This window comes from Mucilaginibacter agri (assembly GCF_009928685.1).
In the GTDB taxonomy this organism is placed as follows: domain Bacteria; phylum Bacteroidota; class Bacteroidia; order Sphingobacteriales; family Sphingobacteriaceae; genus Mucilaginibacter; species Mucilaginibacter agri.
The window spans coordinates 487,240-504,479 of sequence record NZ_WWEO01000044.1 but is presented as its reverse complement, the minus strand read 5'-3'; the positions used below and the strand labels follow the sequence as shown (position 1 = coordinate 504,479).

At 42.6% G+C, this 17,240-nt stretch carries 13 protein-coding genes; 5 read left to right on the top strand and 8 right to left on the bottom strand.

Annotated elements, in window-relative coordinates; genetic code table 11:
* Window positions 1-123 precede the first annotated feature (123 nt).
* The gene (gene ligA / locus GSY63_RS18365; protein ID WP_166587290.1) at window positions 124-2,136 is read right to left on the bottom strand and encodes an NAD-dependent DNA ligase LigA; all 2,013 of its coding nucleotides are present in this window, start codon (window positions 2,134-2,136) and stop codon (window positions 124-126) included.
* Window positions 2,137-2,269: 133 nt separating this feature from the next.
* Here ligA and GSY63_RS18360 point away from each other — a divergent pair, with 133 nt between their 5' ends.
* Window positions 2,270-3,367 carry an AI-2E family transporter gene (locus tag GSY63_RS18360; protein WP_166587289.1) on the top strand — a complete coding sequence of 366 codons (1,098 nt, stop codon included), beginning with the start codon at window positions 2,270-2,272 and terminating at the stop codon, window positions 3,365-3,367.
* A gap of 513 nt (window positions 3,368-3,880) precedes the next feature.
* Window positions 3,881-4,834: an MBL fold metallo-hydrolase gene (locus GSY63_RS18355; protein WP_166587288.1), complete on the top strand. Its 954-nt coding sequence runs from the start codon at window positions 3,881-3,883 to the stop codon at window positions 4,832-4,834.
* Here the strand turns inward: GSY63_RS18355 and GSY63_RS18350 are convergent.
* From GSY63_RS18350 to GSY63_RS18335, 4 genes are all read right to left on the bottom strand, one after another.
* Complete coding sequence (locus GSY63_RS18350; protein ID WP_166587287.1) at window positions 4,831-5,319, bottom strand: hypothetical protein; 489 nt, start codon at window positions 5,317-5,319, stop codon at window positions 4,831-4,833. The two genes, GSY63_RS18355 and GSY63_RS18350, sit on opposite strands and share 4 nt — an antisense overlap.
* Before the next feature lie 73 nt (window positions 5,320-5,392).
* Window positions 5,393-7,819 carry an MG2 domain-containing protein gene (locus GSY63_RS18345; protein ID WP_166587286.1) on the bottom strand — a complete coding sequence of 809 codons (2,427 nt, stop codon included), beginning with the start codon at window positions 7,817-7,819 and terminating at the stop codon, window positions 5,393-5,395.
* A 146-nt stretch (window positions 7,820-7,965) separates the two neighbouring features.
* On the bottom strand, window positions 7,966-10,362 hold the full coding sequence (locus GSY63_RS25090; RefSeq protein ID WP_208094591.1) for an MG2 domain-containing protein: 2,397 nt from the start codon (window positions 10,360-10,362) through the stop codon (window positions 7,966-7,968).
* A 125-nt stretch (window positions 10,363-10,487) separates the two neighbouring features.
* Window positions 10,488-11,651, bottom strand: coding sequence for an MFS transporter (locus GSY63_RS18335; protein WP_166587284.1), 1,164 nt, complete (start codon window positions 11,649-11,651; stop codon window positions 10,488-10,490).
* 110 nt (window positions 11,652-11,761) lie between these two features.
* Here GSY63_RS18335 and GSY63_RS18330 point away from each other — a divergent pair, with 110 nt between their 5' ends.
* From GSY63_RS18330 to GSY63_RS18320, 3 genes are all read left to right on the top strand, one after another.
* Window positions 11,762-12,616: a pirin family protein gene (locus tag GSY63_RS18330; RefSeq protein ID WP_166587283.1), complete on the top strand. Its 855-nt coding sequence runs from the start codon at window positions 11,762-11,764 to the stop codon at window positions 12,614-12,616.
* Between the two features lie 79 nt (window positions 12,617-12,695).
* Window positions 12,696-13,694, top strand: a complete 999-nt coding sequence (locus GSY63_RS18325) for an SDR family oxidoreductase (protein WP_166587282.1) — start codon at window positions 12,696-12,698, stop codon at window positions 13,692-13,694.
* Window positions 13,695-13,791: 97 nt separating this feature from the next.
* Window positions 13,792-14,805, top strand: a complete 1,014-nt coding sequence (locus GSY63_RS18320) for a hypothetical protein (protein ID WP_166587281.1) — start codon at window positions 13,792-13,794, stop codon at window positions 14,803-14,805.
* Here GSY63_RS18320 and GSY63_RS18315 read toward each other — a convergent pair.
* The 3 genes from GSY63_RS18315 to GSY63_RS18305 form a co-directional block, all read right to left on the bottom strand.
* Window positions 14,789-15,166 carry a DUF551 domain-containing protein gene (locus GSY63_RS18315; protein WP_166587280.1) on the bottom strand — a complete coding sequence of 126 codons (378 nt, stop codon included), beginning with the start codon at window positions 15,164-15,166 and terminating at the stop codon, window positions 14,789-14,791. The genes GSY63_RS18320 and GSY63_RS18315 overlap by 17 nt on opposite strands.
* Before the next feature lie 220 nt (window positions 15,167-15,386).
* Window positions 15,387-16,841, bottom strand: a complete 1,455-nt coding sequence (locus tag GSY63_RS18310; RefSeq protein ID WP_166587279.1) for a serine hydrolase — start codon at window positions 16,839-16,841, stop codon at window positions 15,387-15,389.
* Between the two features lie 149 nt (window positions 16,842-16,990).
* A complete protein-coding gene (locus GSY63_RS18305; protein ID WP_166587278.1) occupies window positions 16,991-17,230 on the bottom strand; it encodes a hypothetical protein in 240 nt (79 codons plus the stop codon).
* Window positions 17,231-17,240 lie beyond the last annotated feature (10 nt).

Below are 17,240 nucleotides of genomic sequence, written 5' to 3'. Positions count from 1 at the left end.
TGTCATTTCGACGAAGGAGAAATCTTATGCGACGGCTAATCATGTTGTACAAGATCTCTCCTTCGTCGAGATGACAAGTTTTTGTAAATCCGAAATCAAAAATCCGACCTCCGATAACGCTGTCTATATCATTCCTAACAACTCCTCATCACTAATAATCGGGATGTTGAGTTTATTAGCTTTTTCCAATTTAGCGGGTCCCATGTTGTCTCCTGCTACCAGGTAATTCAATTTAGCCGAAATGCTGCTTAAGATCTTACCTCCGTTTTGTTCGATGATATCTTTCAGTTCATCGCGCGAGTACTTTTCGAATACTCCAGAGATGATGAATGATTTCCCGCTCAGCTTGTCGCTTGCCAGAGTAACTTCTTTTTCTTCGGCAGCAAATTGCAGACCTTGGCTTTGCAGCTTGGCAATTTCATCACGATGTTTTTCGCCTTCAAAGTATTCGATCAGGCTTTGGGCTATTCGGCCACCAATTTCATCAACCGCCGTCAACTCTTCGAAAGAAGCTGTCATTAGTTTCTCTATGGTTTTAAAATAGGCCACCAATTTCTTAGCCACCGTTTCGCCAATGTAACGGATACCTAAACCGAACAGCACTTTCTCAAAAGGCATCTGCTTCGATTTTTCGATGCCGTCCAGCATATTGGTGATCGATTTTTCGCCGAAGCGGTCCATCGTTTTCAGTTGGTCGTACTTATCGCGCAGGTCGTAAATATCACTGATGTGTTTAATGTAGCCCTTTTGATAAAGCGTTTCGATAGTTTCATCACCCAGGCCATCAATATTCATCGCTTTGCGGCCAACAAAATGCTGCATTTTACTTACAATTTGCGGCGGGCAGCCTTCGTCGTTAGGGCAGTAGAATGCGGCTTCGCCTTCTTTGCGTTCTAACAAAGTTCCGCAGGCGGGGCAGTGGGTTACATATTCAATAGCCGGCGCATCGGGTTTACGCTTTGCCGGGTTTACACTGATGATTTTGGGAATGATCTCGCCGCCTTTTTCAACATAAACAGAATCGCCTTGATGCAGGTCGAGTAATAAAATCTGGTTGGCATTATGCAGGGTAGCTCGTTTTACGGTAGTACCAGCCAGTTGTACTGGTTTTAAGTTGGCAACCGGAGTAACTGCACCTGTACGGCCTACATTATATACAACACTCTCCAGCACGGTTTCTACCTGCTCGGCTTTATATTTATAAGCAATAGCCCAACGCGGTACTTTTGCGGTGAAGCCCAATTCTTGCTGCTGGTTATAATTGTTTACCTTAATTACAATACCGTCGATATCAAACGAAAGGTCGAAGCGGCGCTCTTCCCAATAGTTGATAAAGGCCAGTACTTCGGTTATGTTACTGCATAACTTACTATGCTCACTTACATGGAAACCCCAATCCTTAGCAGCCTGCAAGCTTTCCCAATGGGTTTTAAATAATTGCTTCTCGGTGTATAAGAAATATAGAAAACAGTCAAGCGGGCGTTTAGCAACCTCCCCCGAGTCCTGGAGTTTCATAGTGCCCGACGCAAAGTTGCGCGGATTGGCATAAGGTACTTCACCGTTTTCTATACGCTCGTCGTTTAATCGCTCGAAAGCCTTGCGATGCATAAACACCTCTCCACGGATCTCAAACAGGTCGGGGTAATTACCTTCGCCTAATTTTTTTGGAATGCTGTGAATGGTGCGTACGTTGGTAGTTACCTCGTCGCCCTCCACGCCATTACCCCGTGTAACCGCGCGAATCAGTTTGCCTTGCTCGTAAGTAATACTCATAGACAGGCCGTCGAACTTCAGCTCGCACACATACTCAAAGTTATCACCAATAGCCTTGCGGATGCGGTTATCGAAGTCCAGCAACTCCTGCTCGTTGTAGGTATTACCCAACGAGAGCATAGGCCAACGGTGCCTAACCGTTTTAAATTCTTTAGTTATTTCGCCACCAACCAGCTGGGTAGGCGAGTCGGGCTCTGCAAACTCCGGATATTGTTTCTCGAGGGCGGCCAGTTGTTCCAGCTTTTTATCGAAATCGAAATCAGATATAGTGGGCTGGGCCAGAACGTAATAATTATAGTTATGCTGCCTTAACTCTGTAGTTAGGGCGTCTATTTGCTGTTTTGCTTGCTGAGAGGCTGACATGGTAACGAAGATAGTAATAGTTGTAAATACATATCAAACAAACCTTAGCTAAGGTTTTAAACAGCTAAAACATAAAGCGTAACATCATGTTAAAATGGTATATTTAGTAAAATATATATCCCAAACCGCTGCTATGATTACAAAGCCTACTGCAACTTTACCATTTTATGCCCGCCTGTCGTTTATCCTTATCGGACTCATCTCCCTGGGGTACTTGCTTATTATTGGTAAAGATGTACTTGACCCGTTGATGTTTGGGTTCATATTCGCCATCTTGTTGATGCCATTATCTAACTTTTTCGAAACCAAATGCCGCTTGCCCCGTAGCGCCGGCGCATTTTTATCCATATTAATTTTTATTGCCTTTATTGCCGGTATTTGCTACCTGGTAGGCACCCGTATATCGAGCTTAGCAGATGACTGGCCTATGCTGAAAAAGCAGATAGACCAATCGAGCTACGACCTGCAGCAGTGGATTCAAAGCACCTTCAATTTAAATATGGAGAAGCAAATGGTATATGTGCATAATACTACTAAAAAGATCATGTCGTCTGGTACAAGCGTTATTGGCGCCACTTTTTTATCCGTTTCGGCAATGATGCTGTTTTTTGCCTTCATCATTATTTTTACCTTTCTTATTATGCTTTACAGGCGCTTGCTGCTGCAATTTGTTTTAAAAGCATTTGGCACAAAGCATACCATGCTGGTGCACGATATTGCCGAAAAAGTGCAGTCGATATTACGCCAGTATATAATGGGGCTATTGCTCGAAATGCTTGTGGTATCGTGTATTGCATGCGCCGTTTTTTGGTTCATCGGTATCAAGTATGCTGCTCTGTTAGGCATAATTACTGGTTTGTTTAATATTATACCCTATGTGGGTATATTCAGCGCGTTGATATTGAGTACCGTAATTACGTTTGCTACAGGTGCTATAAGCAAAGCGATGCTGGTGGCTGTGTGCGTAATCATCATTCACGCAATCGACGCTAATTTTTTACTGCCTGTTATTGTTGGCTCAAAAGTAAGACTCAATGCATTGATTACCTTTTTGGGTATTTTACTAGGCGAAATGTTATGGGGGCTATCGGGGATGTTTTTATCCATACCTACCATTGCTATATTTAAGATAATCTTTGATCGTATCGACGACCTCAAACCTTGGGGATATCTTTTCGGCGGCGACTATGAGTACAAAAAGTCGGCGGCTAAGAAAATGAAAGTTGAATAATTTTTAAGTTTTACTCAATGAAAGTTTCGGGAATGTGTTTAATTAAACCAAAGGTTAATTCGTATAAAAACAAATTGTAACTTTTTTGATACAAATAGTTTATTAATATACAAATAACCTTTTTAAACGTAGAAACGGCTACTTTTATATATTATTAGATATATATATAATATCTAACGATTTAATTTCTGGGTGAATTAATTTCTTGCGCAAGTGGTCAGTAGGCCTCTTGAAAATTGTTTGTCCAACCCCAACTTTTTAAACTATTTTATAATAATGTTGCTAAATATGAATGTTACCCCAATTCAAAATACGCACGCCCAACCTGTATGCAGAAAATGTAAACAGAGTTTACATATGCGGATTCACCGAGGCATGTTAGTTAAAACGTTTCTGTTTTGGCTACCACTGAAAAAATACCTTTGCACCAATTGTCTCAGAAAGAGATATGTGCTCGTTAAAAACAATTGAACTTAGTTGTGTAAATTGCCGTACTTTAAATCTTTTTTAGGTATGGCATTATTGCGTTTAAGGTATCTGATTACCCTTTTATTTTGTTGCATTGTAGCGGGCGTTAATGCGCAAAATAGTTTTAAACTGGTACCGCTGGGAGTACTGGGTGGGGCTGATGAAAGTAATCTTTCGGCCTACATGCTGGCTCCAAAAGGCTCAGATAACTACATCTGCCTCGACGCCGGGACATTGCATGCAGGTATCCAAAAGGCAATTGAGAATAAGGCTTTTAATGCACCTGCAGAGCACGTGCTGAGGCAATATATTAAAGGTTATTTTATTTCGCATTCGCACCTCGATCATTTGTCGGGATTGATTCTTAACTCGCCCGATGATAGCGCCAAAACTATTTACGGTTTTGCCGATTGCCTCAAAACTTTCCAAACTCATTACTTTACCTGGGCCAGTTGGGCCAACTTTGCCGATGCCGGCGAAACACCGCAACTGAAAAAATATCACTATGAAGTATTAAACCCAGGCGAAGAAGTACCAATTAAGAATACCGAAATGTCGGTAAAAGCTTTTCCGCTTAGCCATTCTAACTTAACCAGTACTGCATTTTTGGTAAGGAGCAAAGATAGTTATATGTTATACCTTGGCGATACCGGCCCCGACGCGATAGAAAAAAGCACCAATATGCATCGGCTTTGGGAGGCCATTGCACCACTGATTAAAAACAAAAGCCTGAAGGCGATTATGATCGAAACCTCGTTTCCAGATGAGCAGCCGGATAAAACCCTATTTGGTCATTTTACACCTAAATGGTTGATGAGCGAGTTTGCCAATCTTAGTGCCTTAACCGGCCCGGACGCCCTTAAAGGTTTCAACGTGATTATTACCCACTTGAAGTTGCCGCAAACCAACATCGTTAAAATTAAGCAGCAGCTTTTTGATGAGAATTTGCTTAAACTTCATTTGATATTTCCTGAACAGGGAAAAGCGATGGCATTTTAATAGGGATAAGAATCGAGGTAGCGAATCAAGAAGTAACCTATATTTAAATTGGACATACGCAGCAAGCGTGTGCCGAAACCTGAGTACTTTATCATATCGTCTCCGCTTTTTCTAAAAGTTATGGAGTCGACTTTTTGCACTTGAAATTGGTTATGAAATGGTGAGTATGCAAGATTCAAATAGTTCTTTTTATCAAGTATGCAGTTGAAACTAGTGTCTTTTCCGTTTATAGAAAAGTCGATAACCGTTACCTTATTAATAATGTAAAGCGGGTTAAGGCGCAACTCCTGAAAAGAACCTGCCGTGATTTTATTTTCATAAATCATTTTATGATCGAGCATCAAAGAAACCGTGCTGTTTATTTCATATTTTCCATAAATACAAATATTCAACTCATTGCCGCTTTTTCTTTGACATGAAGAAAAGAGTAGAAGTAATAAATACAATGAGATACTGATTTTGGAGGGATACTGCAGGTCTATCATATTTTCTTATTTCCTGAGTTGGCCAATTGCTAGCGCACGCGTGCCGCGTGAACTCTATAAAAATAATCTCAAATTATCTCACCGCATACCTATAAACCGCCCGGCCAATATGCCCGGCCTCGTCAATGCCCTCTACAATTACGCGATAAGTGCCTGTGCCATCGGCATTGTAATAATTAAAAGAAGCATTGCCTTTGGCGTCTGTTGTTATTTCGGGTTGCCAATAGATGGTTGAGCGCAAGTCGGGATGCGTGGTGGTTGCGGCTACATCATACCTGGGCGAATAAAATTCGCGCGCAACGGATAGGCCCGGCGCTTTAAATACCAATATACCAGGGTCTGTCTCTGTTGCTGCTGCGCTGCCGGTTCCTTGCCGGGTGGTGACGATAAGTACGCCGTTACCGCCTATCTGCCCGTAAATACTTGCGTTGGAATATTTCAAAACTTCAACCGTTTCTACATCGCCGGGAACCAGCGTTTTTAAAACAGCATCGCCCATTGCATGTTGGTTGGTATCAAGCCTGGTTTCCATAATAACCCCATCAATTACAATTTGCATGGGCCCGTGGTTATATCCTGCCAGATACGGAATGCCGTTAATAAACCTAATGCCATTTAAACGACCCACAAGTACATCGTACAAAGAGCCACCTCCCTCGGTTACTTTACGCATATCGATATATTGATCGGCGTGCCCGCTACCCACTATGTTTGACGAGCGAAGCGCATTAACCTTAACTTCTTTAAGCACCTTGCCATTAAGCGGCTTATACAGGCTGCTTTGCATTTGTTCTTGCTGGGCGTTTTGCAGGTAACTTTGCATATCTGTGGAGGCAACGCCCGGTGTATTTAATGGAGCAACTGCAAATGCAGTAGCGGTTTTGTCCATTGTAATTTTTACGTCGTGGTTGCCGGCGGCATCCGTTGCGGTGATTAAAAACCGGGTGCTGTCGGCAAATAAAATTCCTGTAAACGCAAACCTGCCATTTGCGTCAGTTTGCTGGCTAAATAAAGGGCCGTTGTTGGGGCTCACTAAATTTACAGTTCCGTTGGCAACAGGTTGTCTGGTTTTTAATGAGGTGATGGTTCCGCTGAGGCCAATCGCTTTTTCGGGGGGCAATTTACCAGCGTGTGCGGTGTCTTTTAAGACCTCTTGCCAGGTAAATTTCCGATAACCCTGTGTCAGCATCAAAGCATCCAGTTCGGCATTGGTTTTCTCGTTGCTATTGTCGAAATAGTAATCTGGTTGTTCAATATAACCCTTTACTTCTGAGGTTAGCAATAAGTACGATTGTATCGAATTACGATAATTAACATCTGGTACTTTGCTTTCGTCTATCACCGTTACCGAATAATGGCCTTTGGCAGATTCAAGCGGTTGGTCTTTACGATTAATATCTATCTGTACTTTGTCGCGTTTGCTGTACGCATTTTTATTGCTGCTAACCTGTAGGACGGCTTGGTCAGCAGGGTTTTGAACAAAAGAAAGCCGTTCGCACAAAGGTACGCCCTGTTCAGAAAATACGGTAAATCTGGTAACCCCGGTAGCAAATTGTTTAACCGGCAAATCGAGGGTTAGTTCCCAGCTATCCAGCTTAGTTAGCACATGTGTTAATTTGCCGCCTGAGTAAATGGCAAGGATAATGTTTTTGTTCTCGTTCTCTTTATAATAATTGTGGTTTACGTCTATTTGCACCGAAACTTTATCGGGCTTAGTATTAACTGATAATGCTACACCTTTAGTAAGGGGTTTAGGTAAATCGACCACCTGTTGAATACTGTCTTTAAGCTTATATTTTGCGCGATACGTACGGCCTTCTTCGGGGAGTAAAAAGAAACTTCCCATCCCGGCATGTCCTGATGCAAACCGGGCCACTGTTTTGTTATAGTTGTCTACAATTACACCGCTAACGCTGGTGCCCAAACCATCGGTGCCAATGGCTTTAAAACCAACTTTGTTGCGAACGTCAGTAACCATGTTGCCACCCTCGGGGAAGAATTGTACATCGGCCTTAAACATTTGCTTCGATGCAGGGGCATTTTCATACATCTTTACATTTTTAACGGCCCCTATTGACACCGGTAGATCAAAGAAACTACCCGGATCATTTTGCATTAGCTGGGTATATGCGCGCACCCGGTATTCGCCCTTTTGCAGCGAATCCGGAAGTTCAAAATCTCCCCAGGTTAGGCCTTGTGTTAACTTCAGCGTAAGCGAGCGGTTAACCCTGCTTGCCGGATCAATAAGATCAACGTGTAATATGCTGCTTAGGTTAGAAAGCTGATGCTCGCCCGTGGTTACATAAGCCTTAAAATAAATAGTATCGCCGGCGGCATAGTAAGGCTTATCCAGTTGCAGATAAGCCTTTTCCTCTGTGTGGTTAATTCCAAATTGTTTAAGCTTATCTATAAGCGTTTCAACAAAAGTATTTTGCACCTGGCAATAGGCAGGCACAGTAAATACAAATGCGCAGATTACTACAGCAAGCAACTTTTTCATTTCTGTTGAAAATTAAGGTATGAGGTTGCTATTTAGCCGGAAGTATTTGATGCGGAGATAAATAGCTGCTTATAATTGTTAAGTAAATATATCGAATTAATATATTTAAAGTGTAATTATAAATTAGGCTAACCGCAAAGCCTTAGTTACTTAACCGCATACCTGTAAACCGCGCGGCCAATATGGCCGGCCTCGTCAATGCCTTCCACAATTACGCGATAGGTACCTGTTCCATCTGCGTTATAATAATTGAATGATGCATTCCCCTTGGCATCTGTTGTCAATTCGGGCTGCCAGTAAATGGTAGAACGTAAATCGGGTATTGTAGAAGATTTCGCCTCGTATTTTGGTGCATAAAACTCGCGGGCTTTGTAAAACCCGGGAACGGTAATGGGTAAAACGCCCCTGGCTACAATATCCTTGGCTTGTCTGCCTTTGCCTTGCCAACTGGTTAATGCTATAACACCATTGCCTCCGTTCATGCCATAAATAGAAGCGGAGGCGAACTTAAATACCTCTACAGTTTCGATGGTTTCGGTAGGGATATCTTTCAACGAACCGGCAAATTCAACTCCATCTAAATATATAGCCATAGGTTTTTTAAAAAACAATACCATATCATCAGTAATCTCTAGCCCTACTAAACGACCTTGTAATACTGTACCCAAAAAACCTACTGTTTTTACATCATCCATGTGTATCACCTGGTCGGCATGCCCCGGACCGGTGGGACTTGACGAGCGATAATTATTGCTATTTCTTATAGCTCGTATTTTTACTTCTTTTAACATTCGGCCTTTTAATAATTTAAGACTATCGAGACGATGTTGCTGGGCGCTGTTTGCCAAATAGGTAGTCATTAACTGATTAACGTCTTGGCTACCTGTCGACGTTACAACTTGTTGTAAGGCAGGAGACTTAACTGCGCCATAATATTTAATTTCTGTAGCATCATCGCCACTTTTCTTAAGTGCTTGAATTATAAAATTTGCGGTGTCGGTAAAAACAAGGTCTTTAAATTTGAAATTACCTATGCTATCGGCATGCCCGGTTATTGGTTGCGCCCCTCTGGGGATCAATGTAACCGTTGAGTTAGCTGTCGGTTTTCCACCCCAGTTTTTCACCCGCCCACTAATCTCTATTCCACGCTCAGGTTGATAGGTAACTGGCGGCTGTTTCAAATCGGTGAGGTGTTTCCACTCAAACCTGCGATAGCCATGCGTAAGCATTACCAGGTCTAAATCTGCTATGGTTTTGGCCGAAACATTGTTGAAATAATAGCCAGGTTGCTCTATATGCCCTTTAAGTTCGGAGGTTAGCAACATATAGCTGTAGATACTGTTTTCGGCGTCGGCATCGGTGGGAACCTTGCTTTCATTAATAACGGCAACCGAATAATGGGCTATTGCTGTCGAGTCCGATGAACTTTGCGGGTGTAAGTCCATCATCACTTTTTCGCGGGTGCGGTAAGCCTGTTTATCACTGGCTAAGGCTAAACTAAACTCATTTGGTTTTTGCACAAAGATCAAGCGTTCGCTTTGTGGCTGCCCATCGGACGAAAACAGGGTTACCACAGCGATGCCGGGGCTCAGGTGTTTTTTCAATAATGCCAGGCTAATATTAGTGCTATCGAGTTTAAGGTGAAGTGTGGTTGCATAACCTCCCGAATAAATAAGCACGTTAACTTCTTTGTCTTTATTCTCGGCAAAGTATTGATCGTTTGCAATCAGTTGAAGGCGGGCTTGTTGGGTAGTGTCGTTATCTATTTTTAATACTATGCCACAGGTATTGGCATGTGGTAGCTCAACGGTGCTTTGTGTGCCATTGGGGTAGGTTACGAGTGCTTTGTATTGTTGTCCATTTTTGGGGTTCAGCATAAATGCGCCCATGCCATTGTGTGATGACTTAAACGCCGTGACTGTTTTGCCCTCCATATCAGTAATAATGCCACTAACATCTATGCCCTTGCCATTTGCGGCCATTGCTTTAAAGGCCACTTTGCCCATCGCACCCGTAAGCATGTCGCCACCTTCGGGGAAGAATTGCAGATCGGGCCTGGTATCTGTCGATTTCGACGACGACACGGCGGCAAGTACAGACCCCACGGGGATCACCTGCTCAAAAAAATCAGCATCGCCGTTATTACGCATCCAATTGGTATATGCCCGTACACGATAATTTCCACGGGCGAGTGAGTCTGGTAGTACAAAATCGCCCCAGGCCAATCCATTGATGGTTTGTAACTTAACCGATTGATATATTTTATTTTGCGGGGAGATGAGATCTACATGCAGCACCCCACTTATCGCCGACAGCTGATGACGCTGCCCCATGGTAAGGTATGCCTTAAAATAAAGCGTATCTCCGGCGGCGTAGTAGGGCTTGTCGAACTGTAAATATGCTTTTTCGGTGAGGCTAAACTGATTAAGGTATGTAGTTAGTTGCTTAGATAAAGTGCTGGTTTGGGCAAAAACATGCAGGCAGGTAAACGCCAGTAATGCAAGTAATAAGATACTTCTACGCATACACAATAAGTTTTTCACAGCGGGGCTGTTTAATGGTGATTAAGGCATAGGAATGCTATTGACGCGCAGTAGGTTACCCCCGCAATAATAGCATGGCTATAATTGATTAAAGTAAATATATCAATTGTAATTGATATTAAAAATTACTCAACCTTGGCTTTGGTTGCCAATATCACCACACATGCGCCCATTAGGGCAATAAAAGTAAAAGAAACCCTGAGGGTGAATGCCCCGGCCAGAAAACCAATAACCGGCGGACCTATCAGGAAGCCCACAAAACTGATGGTTGATACTGCTGCAATTGCAGCACCCGGTGTCATAGTTTTAGATCGGCCAGCTGCGCTGTAAACCATAGGCACTACGGATGATACACCAAAGCCAACCAGTAAAAAGCCACCAATTGCAACAGGAAAAGTAGGGTGTATCACCGCAATTAATAAGCCAATGGCAGTAAGTGTACCACTAACCTGAAGAATACGTTTTAAACCAAATTTATGCGCAAACCAGTCGGCAATAAAGCGGCCGGTGGCCATGGTGCACATAAAGGCAGTATAACCGGTGGCTATCCAGGCATCTTCTACCAAAACGATTTTTTTAAAGTATATGACGCTCCAGTCGAACATTGCACCCTCGCATATCATGGAGCAAAAGGCAATTAGCCCAAGTTTTATAAGTGATCTATCGGGTATGGCAAAGGCTGGTGCATCGCTGTTCTCGTCGCGGTCGTTGTGTAGATATTGCAGGCAGATAAGTACTACAATTACGTTAATGCAACAGATAAGCGCAAAGTGATACATAGGCACAATCTTCTGATGGATCATGAAGGTGCCTATCGCCGCGCCAGTAAAACCGGCCATGCTCCACAACCCGTGGAAGGAAGCCATAATGGGCTTGCTATACATTTTTTCGGTAGCTACGGCTTGAGTATTTACAGCAATGTTAGTTGCATTGCTGGCAAAACCGAAAGCCACCAAACACATAATTAACTGATAAACATGATCAACAGAGCCTAAACATACCAGCAAAACGCCGTAGGTAATAATGGCAAAAGTAAGCAGCATGCGGCTACCTATTTTGTTTACAGCCCAACCCGAAAATGGCAGCGAAAGCATTAAACCTACCGGCAAGGCAAATAATACACCACCTAAAGCGGCATCACTAAGCTCTAATTTTTGTTGAATGGTGGCAATGCGCGAAGCCCAGCTGGCAAAACATAAACCGGCCATAAAAAACATAGCGCCAACGGCTGCTCTATAAATTGCCGGTTTGTAACCTGTATATTTTACCTCAAGCTGTTCTGTCGCCATATCAATATGCTTAGTTTTGTAACCTTGCTGCAAAAATACGTTTATTGTTTTATGTGTCCGAATAACACTTTAAGATAATTGCTTGTTGTGTAGTAGTATATCACATAATTATGTCAAAAATTATAAAAATATATCCAGCGGTTTCTGCGCCTATTGCAGATATGGTTACTTATCGAGCTCTGCCAACTCAATACGTTAATTACATCGATCCGTTTTTATTTCTCAATCATCACGGTCCGCAGGTTTATAAACCGAGTAACAGGGGGCTACCTTTTGGTCCGCACCCGCACCGGGGAATGGAAACCGTTACTTTTATTATCGACGGCGACATTGCGCACAAAGACAATAGCGGACATGAGAGCGTGATCACCAGCGGCGGTGTGCAATGGATGCGTGCGGGCAGAGGGCTTATCCATTCTGAGGTTTCGTCGGAAGCTTTTAAGAAAAATGGTGGGCCGATGGAAATTCTGCAACTGTGGGTTAATCTACCAGCCCGTTTAAAAATGTCCGAACCTTTCTACATTGGTAAACAGAAGGAAGAAATACCTTCAGTTACTTTCGACGATGGCAGGGTAGAAGTCGACTTAATATTTGGCCAATGGGAGGGCAAGCAGCCTGCATTTGAAACAGATTTGGGTATCAACCTCAACACCATCTACTTTAAGAATGGTGGTAGGATTTCGATCAATATCCCCCAGGAGCACAATATTTTCTTTTACGTTATTCGTGGCGAACTGGAAGCTAATGGTACGGCGGTAAAGGCGGTTCATCTGGCAGAGTTTGATCAGGATGGTGGCGAATTGATGATTACTTCATCAACAGAAAGTATTTTATTGTTTGGGCATGCCATGCCGTATAACGAACCGGTAGTATCACAAGGCCCCTTTGTAATGAATACTGAGCAGGAAATAGCCGAGGCATACCGTGATTATCAGCAAGGTAAGTTTGGAGCCTGGAATGGATAGATAACAGGGAAAATAAACTTTTCATAAACCTTTCATTCTCTGTCAGGTTCTTATATCTTACCCAGATAAATCAGATCCTATGAGTTTATTACGTTCCCGAATTGATGTCCGCCAGCCGTTAAACAAACAAACCATTGTAATAACAGGTGCATCCAGCGGTATTGGCCGTGCTACAGCCATTGAGCTGGCTCAGTATGGTTGTAAACTTGTACTGGCAGCCCGTAAAAAAGAAACGCTCGACGAAGTAGTTGACGTTTGCGACCGACTTGGTGCCAAAGCCATTGCCGTAGTTACCGATGTTACAGATGCAGCTGCAGTAAAAAACTTAGCTAAGGATGCCTGCACTTTCGGAAAATCGATAGACGTATGGATTAACATTGCAGGAATAGGCCTTTTGGGCGAATTTACCGCCGTGCCGCTCGAGGCTCACGAGCAAGTGTTAAAAACCAATTTAATGGGTTACTTCAACGGTGCTTACGCCGTAGTGCCTTACTTTAAGAAACAACGTTACGGAACGCTAATAAATATGAACTCTGCCGGCGGCTATGTTGCCATGCCTTACTCAGTAGCCTATACCGCCAGCAAATATGGCGTACGTGGTTTTTCTGAAGCCCTGCGCACCGAAATGATCGATTGCCCTGATATCCATATCTGTGATGTTTATGCTGGATTTGTAGATACCCCCGGCCCGGTACATGCGGCCAACTACACAGGCAAGAAACTTAAACCTGTACCTCCAATTATACCCACCACCAAGGTTGCATCAGAAATTGTAAGGCTGATAGAGCGCCCGCGTGAGAGCGTAATGATAGGCAGTTCGGCTTATATGGCGAAACTGGGGCAAATTATTTCGCCCAGGCTCACCAGGTTCGGATTGCTCAAGGTTACACAACACTACTTTAAAAAGGCCGAACCGGAACCGGTAACCAATGGCGCTATTTTCGAACCCAGCGGAGTTGACTATAAAATTGCAGGTGGCTATGGCTCTAAAAAGGCAACTAAAGGCCGCGCAAAATTATTAGGGATTGCAAGTTTGGCGGCTACAGGGGCGTTTTTGGTGGTGAGGAAGTTGTTGTAAGAATTTGTGAATCATTTAGCGATTCTGATGTGTTGGGCGGAATCGCTAAAAGCTTTTATTGCTATCTTTAGGCTGTACCCAAACCCAAGCCCAAGCCATGACAGCTTTTCTTCCTCGGTTAAATCGTAATATTATTTCTATTCTGATTATCGCGCTAATCATATTTTTTGGTGGACTTGCCATCCTAAATGCTGCGCCACTGAGAATAAGAGATAAAGTTGCAAACGGCTTTCTTGCCGACTTGGTGATCACTTTTCCGGTGTTGTATTATTTTATTATTGTTCGACCTTTAAAGGTTTCGGCGAAGAGCTTGTTGCTTATATTTAGTTTTTGCTGTGGATTAGCATATGTGGTACTGCCGCAGCAACAGCGAGATTACATTTTACAGATCCGCAAATTGAGCGTGCTGGCAGAATTGTTTGTTATCGGTTATGCTGTTACCCAATTTAAAAAACTAAGGGCTGCTTATAATCAAGATAGGGCAGAATTTGCAGACCCTATCTATAATCTGCGCCATGCTATGGTATCGGTGTTGGGTTCGTCTGTTGCTATAAAGCTAATGGCGTCCGAGTTGGCAATAATTAGATACGGCCTGTTGTTTTGGCGAAAGGAGAAAGATTGTGCATGTGATATCAAAACCTTTACTACACACAAAACCTGTGGTTATGTAGCTATTTGGAGTGTTTTGTTTGCAGTGGTGCTGATTGAAATGGTAGCCGTGCATCTCCTGCTAATACACTGGAATAACATTGCCGCTATTGTTGTGACTTCCATTTCTGCTTATGGAATGATCGTTTTCGTGGCAGATTTATCTGCCATGCTAAAACGAAAGATTTTAATTGGTGATAATTTTATAGTGTTGCGCACTGGCTTGCGCTGGCAGGTAGTTACTACACTAAATAACATAGATTCGCTTCAGAAAATAACCAACGATTATCAGCCTTCCGACGTCCCGTACCTTAAGGGTGGCGCAATAAAAACAAGTGGTAACTTACTTATCACTTTTAAAGAGCCTGTAAAGGTTGATAAGCTATACGGGGCATCCAAAATATTCAGTACTATTTTAATGAATGTAGACGAGGTGGAAAGCTTTATTACTCATATTTCCTAAACGTCCAATAACCGTCTACGTCTTTTTCGTAATGAGCGGTATATTCTTTCCCTTCAGCTGTAATGGCGAAGGAGAACGTCTGCGCACTCCTATCTGTGGGAATATAATGGCTCATCACACTGTCTGATGCAAATTTAATAGCCTCAAAATGCTCGTCTCGCGGTGGCTTCGGGGCAGGTGGAAGTGGTAGCCAGTGCGTTACGTCGCATAAGCCGCTGTCTTTACCTATCCATTGCTTAGATACGTGGTAGGCAACCTGCATGTTGTTAAACCTGGTGTAATCGTCGTCCTCGGTGCTAATTAGTACTAAAACCGGTTCGTTATCGAGGGGTAATTTATCTTGTACAGCTATCCAATCCATGAGGCAAAATTAAGCTTTCGGTTTTACTGCTTTCCGATTTTGAGAGTAAAGTTTTGTAAAAAATGAGATTCGTGACTTTCCAGCTCAACCCGCTGCTCGAAGTCGGAGACTTTGAATAGCGGGGGCTATTTATTATATGCATTCGAAGTTAATAGACTTCGAACGATGTGAGTTTCATCAGGTGAAATAAAATTCGGTATCACAATTTATATTTAGATACCTACAATTTCATTCTCTTGGCCTCATGTTTCTGCCCGTTTTGTAAAAGCACCACACTGGTTACTACTCCATTGTTATCTTTAATAAATTCAAAATCTGATGGGAAATCAACGGTGTAAAATTTGGTTTGTGATTCGGGATTGATCCTGAATTTACCTTGCCCTGAAGCCTGGGCATATAGCTGATTGCCTTCTTTGGTAATGCTTAAAATAAATTTAGGTGCAAGCTCATAATAACCTACTAAACTTTGTAAATCAGCATCGGCCACTATCGCCGATTTTTTAATTGTAGAATTGTATAATCCTTTAAAACCATAAACTTTTGCCACACTGTTTATCACTTCGCTTATAATTTGGCCGTTATCAGAATTAACCATTATTACAACGCCATTTCCACCTTCAAGGCTTCCATAATAAATGCAGCGGAAACCTTCATTGCCGCCACTGTGTTGAAAATATTTGGTACTATCCAAGTTATCAATAAAAACACCCAGGGCTGCATTTTTATTAAGATATGGTGTGAGCCTCAATTTAGTAGTTTGTTGGTTAAGCACTTTTGCCGATTTACCTTCATAAGCCAATTGTGTTTCAATGACATATTTAGCAAGATCTGTAGGATTGGTCCATAAACCGGCGGCAGCCTGCTCAGGGTAAATATGGTATTTTCCTGTTAATGGCTTTTCGAGCGGTCCGTAAGCGGTGGTCAATAACGCGGGTTTAATTCCAAACGGCGGTTGTTCATAAGTACTACTTGTCATGCCTAAAGGCTGTAGCACATTTTGCTTCATGTATTCAGCATAAGTATGATGGGTAACGTCCATTACAATCATTTGCGAAATCATAATTCCGCCACCAGAATATTCAGATTTTAAACCCGGCGCATACATAGAGCGAATACGCGGAGAGTTTGCGGGCGCTTTTCCATCGAGAATTTCGGTTATGGTTGGCAGTGGCTTGCCCTGCTCATAGCCATTAAAGCCATGTACATTTAGCCCGGCTGTATGGCTTAACAGGTTGGCTACCGTAATTTTTTTGCCTTTTGATAAACTATCGTAAGGAAATTTCCAGCTGGTGAGGTAGGTGTTGATATCTGTATAAAGATCGAGTTTTTTGTCCTGCACCAACTTTAAAACACCAACGCCATTTAATGATTTACTAATAGACGCTGCCTGAAAGAGCGTTTTTTCCGTTACCGGAATTTTTTGCTCTTCATCGGCCCAGCCGTAACCTTTTGCCCATGCAATCTTATAGTTCTGGATAACTGCGATACTTATTCCCGGTGCTTTGTAGTGTACCAGCTGTTCTTGTATCGTATGTGGTTTTTCGCCTTCTATTTGTATTACGCCAACCAGGTTTGTTTCAACCTCGTGAATTTTATTGGCGGTGGATTGGGCGTAAACAGTTAAGCACGATGATAAGCTTAAAAATAAAATAGATAAGTGACGTAAGGTTTTCATTCGCTATAAGGTGCTGGTTTTTTACAAGTTAAGTTAAAGAAAAAATCGATAGCATCAATATGCTGAATATGCATTAACCGTCGCAGCCTGCAAGTTTTCGACTTACCTATGGGGCCATGCAACAAGTTCAGGATAATTGACCGTCATAGTTAACTCCCTTGACTAAACCCTATAGTTGGCCGCTTGGCTTCTTCGGTGCAAACAATAATAAAGGTGATCTCGTCGCCATCTACGTCAATACGAACATTCTTTTCGTCGAATATATAGGGCTTAACAGATTCTTTGATGTCGTCGAAATTGAATGGTTCGGTAACGGAATGATCACCGTTTGTTGCATTCAATTTCATTTTCTTAACAACGATAATATGGTTTTTTGATGGCGTGCTCATAAGAGTAAAT

Coding starts and splice junctions, on each gene's coding strand:
- ligA (WP_166587290.1), bottom strand. CDS start 2,136: ATGTCAGCCTCTCAGCAAGCAAAACAGCAAATAGACGCCCTAACTACA.
- GSY63_RS18360 (WP_166587289.1), top strand. CDS start 2,270: ATGATTACAAAGCCTACTGCAACTTTACCATTTTATGCCCGCCTGTCG.
- GSY63_RS18355 (WP_166587288.1), top strand. CDS start 3,881: ATGGCATTATTGCGTTTAAGGTATCTGATTACCCTTTTATTTTGTTGC.
- GSY63_RS18350 (WP_166587287.1), bottom strand. CDS start 5,319: ATGATAGACCTGCAGTATCCCTCCAAAATCAGTATCTCATTGTATTTA.
- GSY63_RS18345 (WP_166587286.1), bottom strand. CDS start 7,819: ATGAAAAAGTTGCTTGCTGTAGTAATCTGCGCATTTGTATTTACTGTG.
- GSY63_RS18335 (WP_166587284.1), bottom strand. CDS start 11,651: ATGGCGACAGAACAGCTTGAGGTAAAATATACAGGTTACAAACCGGCA.
- GSY63_RS18330 (WP_166587283.1), top strand. CDS start 11,762: ATGTCAAAAATTATAAAAATATATCCAGCGGTTTCTGCGCCTATTGCA.
- GSY63_RS18325 (WP_166587282.1), top strand. CDS start 12,696: ATGAGTTTATTACGTTCCCGAATTGATGTCCGCCAGCCGTTAAACAAA.
- GSY63_RS18320 (WP_166587281.1), top strand. CDS start 13,792: ATGACAGCTTTTCTTCCTCGGTTAAATCGTAATATTATTTCTATTCTG.
- GSY63_RS18315 (WP_166587280.1), bottom strand. CDS start 15,166: ATGGATTGGATAGCTGTACAAGATAAATTACCCCTCGATAACGAACCG.
- GSY63_RS18310 (WP_166587279.1), bottom strand. CDS start 16,841: ATGAAAACCTTACGTCACTTATCTATTTTATTTTTAAGCTTATCATCG.
- GSY63_RS18305 (WP_166587278.1), bottom strand. CDS start 17,230: ATGAGCACGCCATCAAAAAACCATATTATCGTTGTTAAGAAAATGAAA.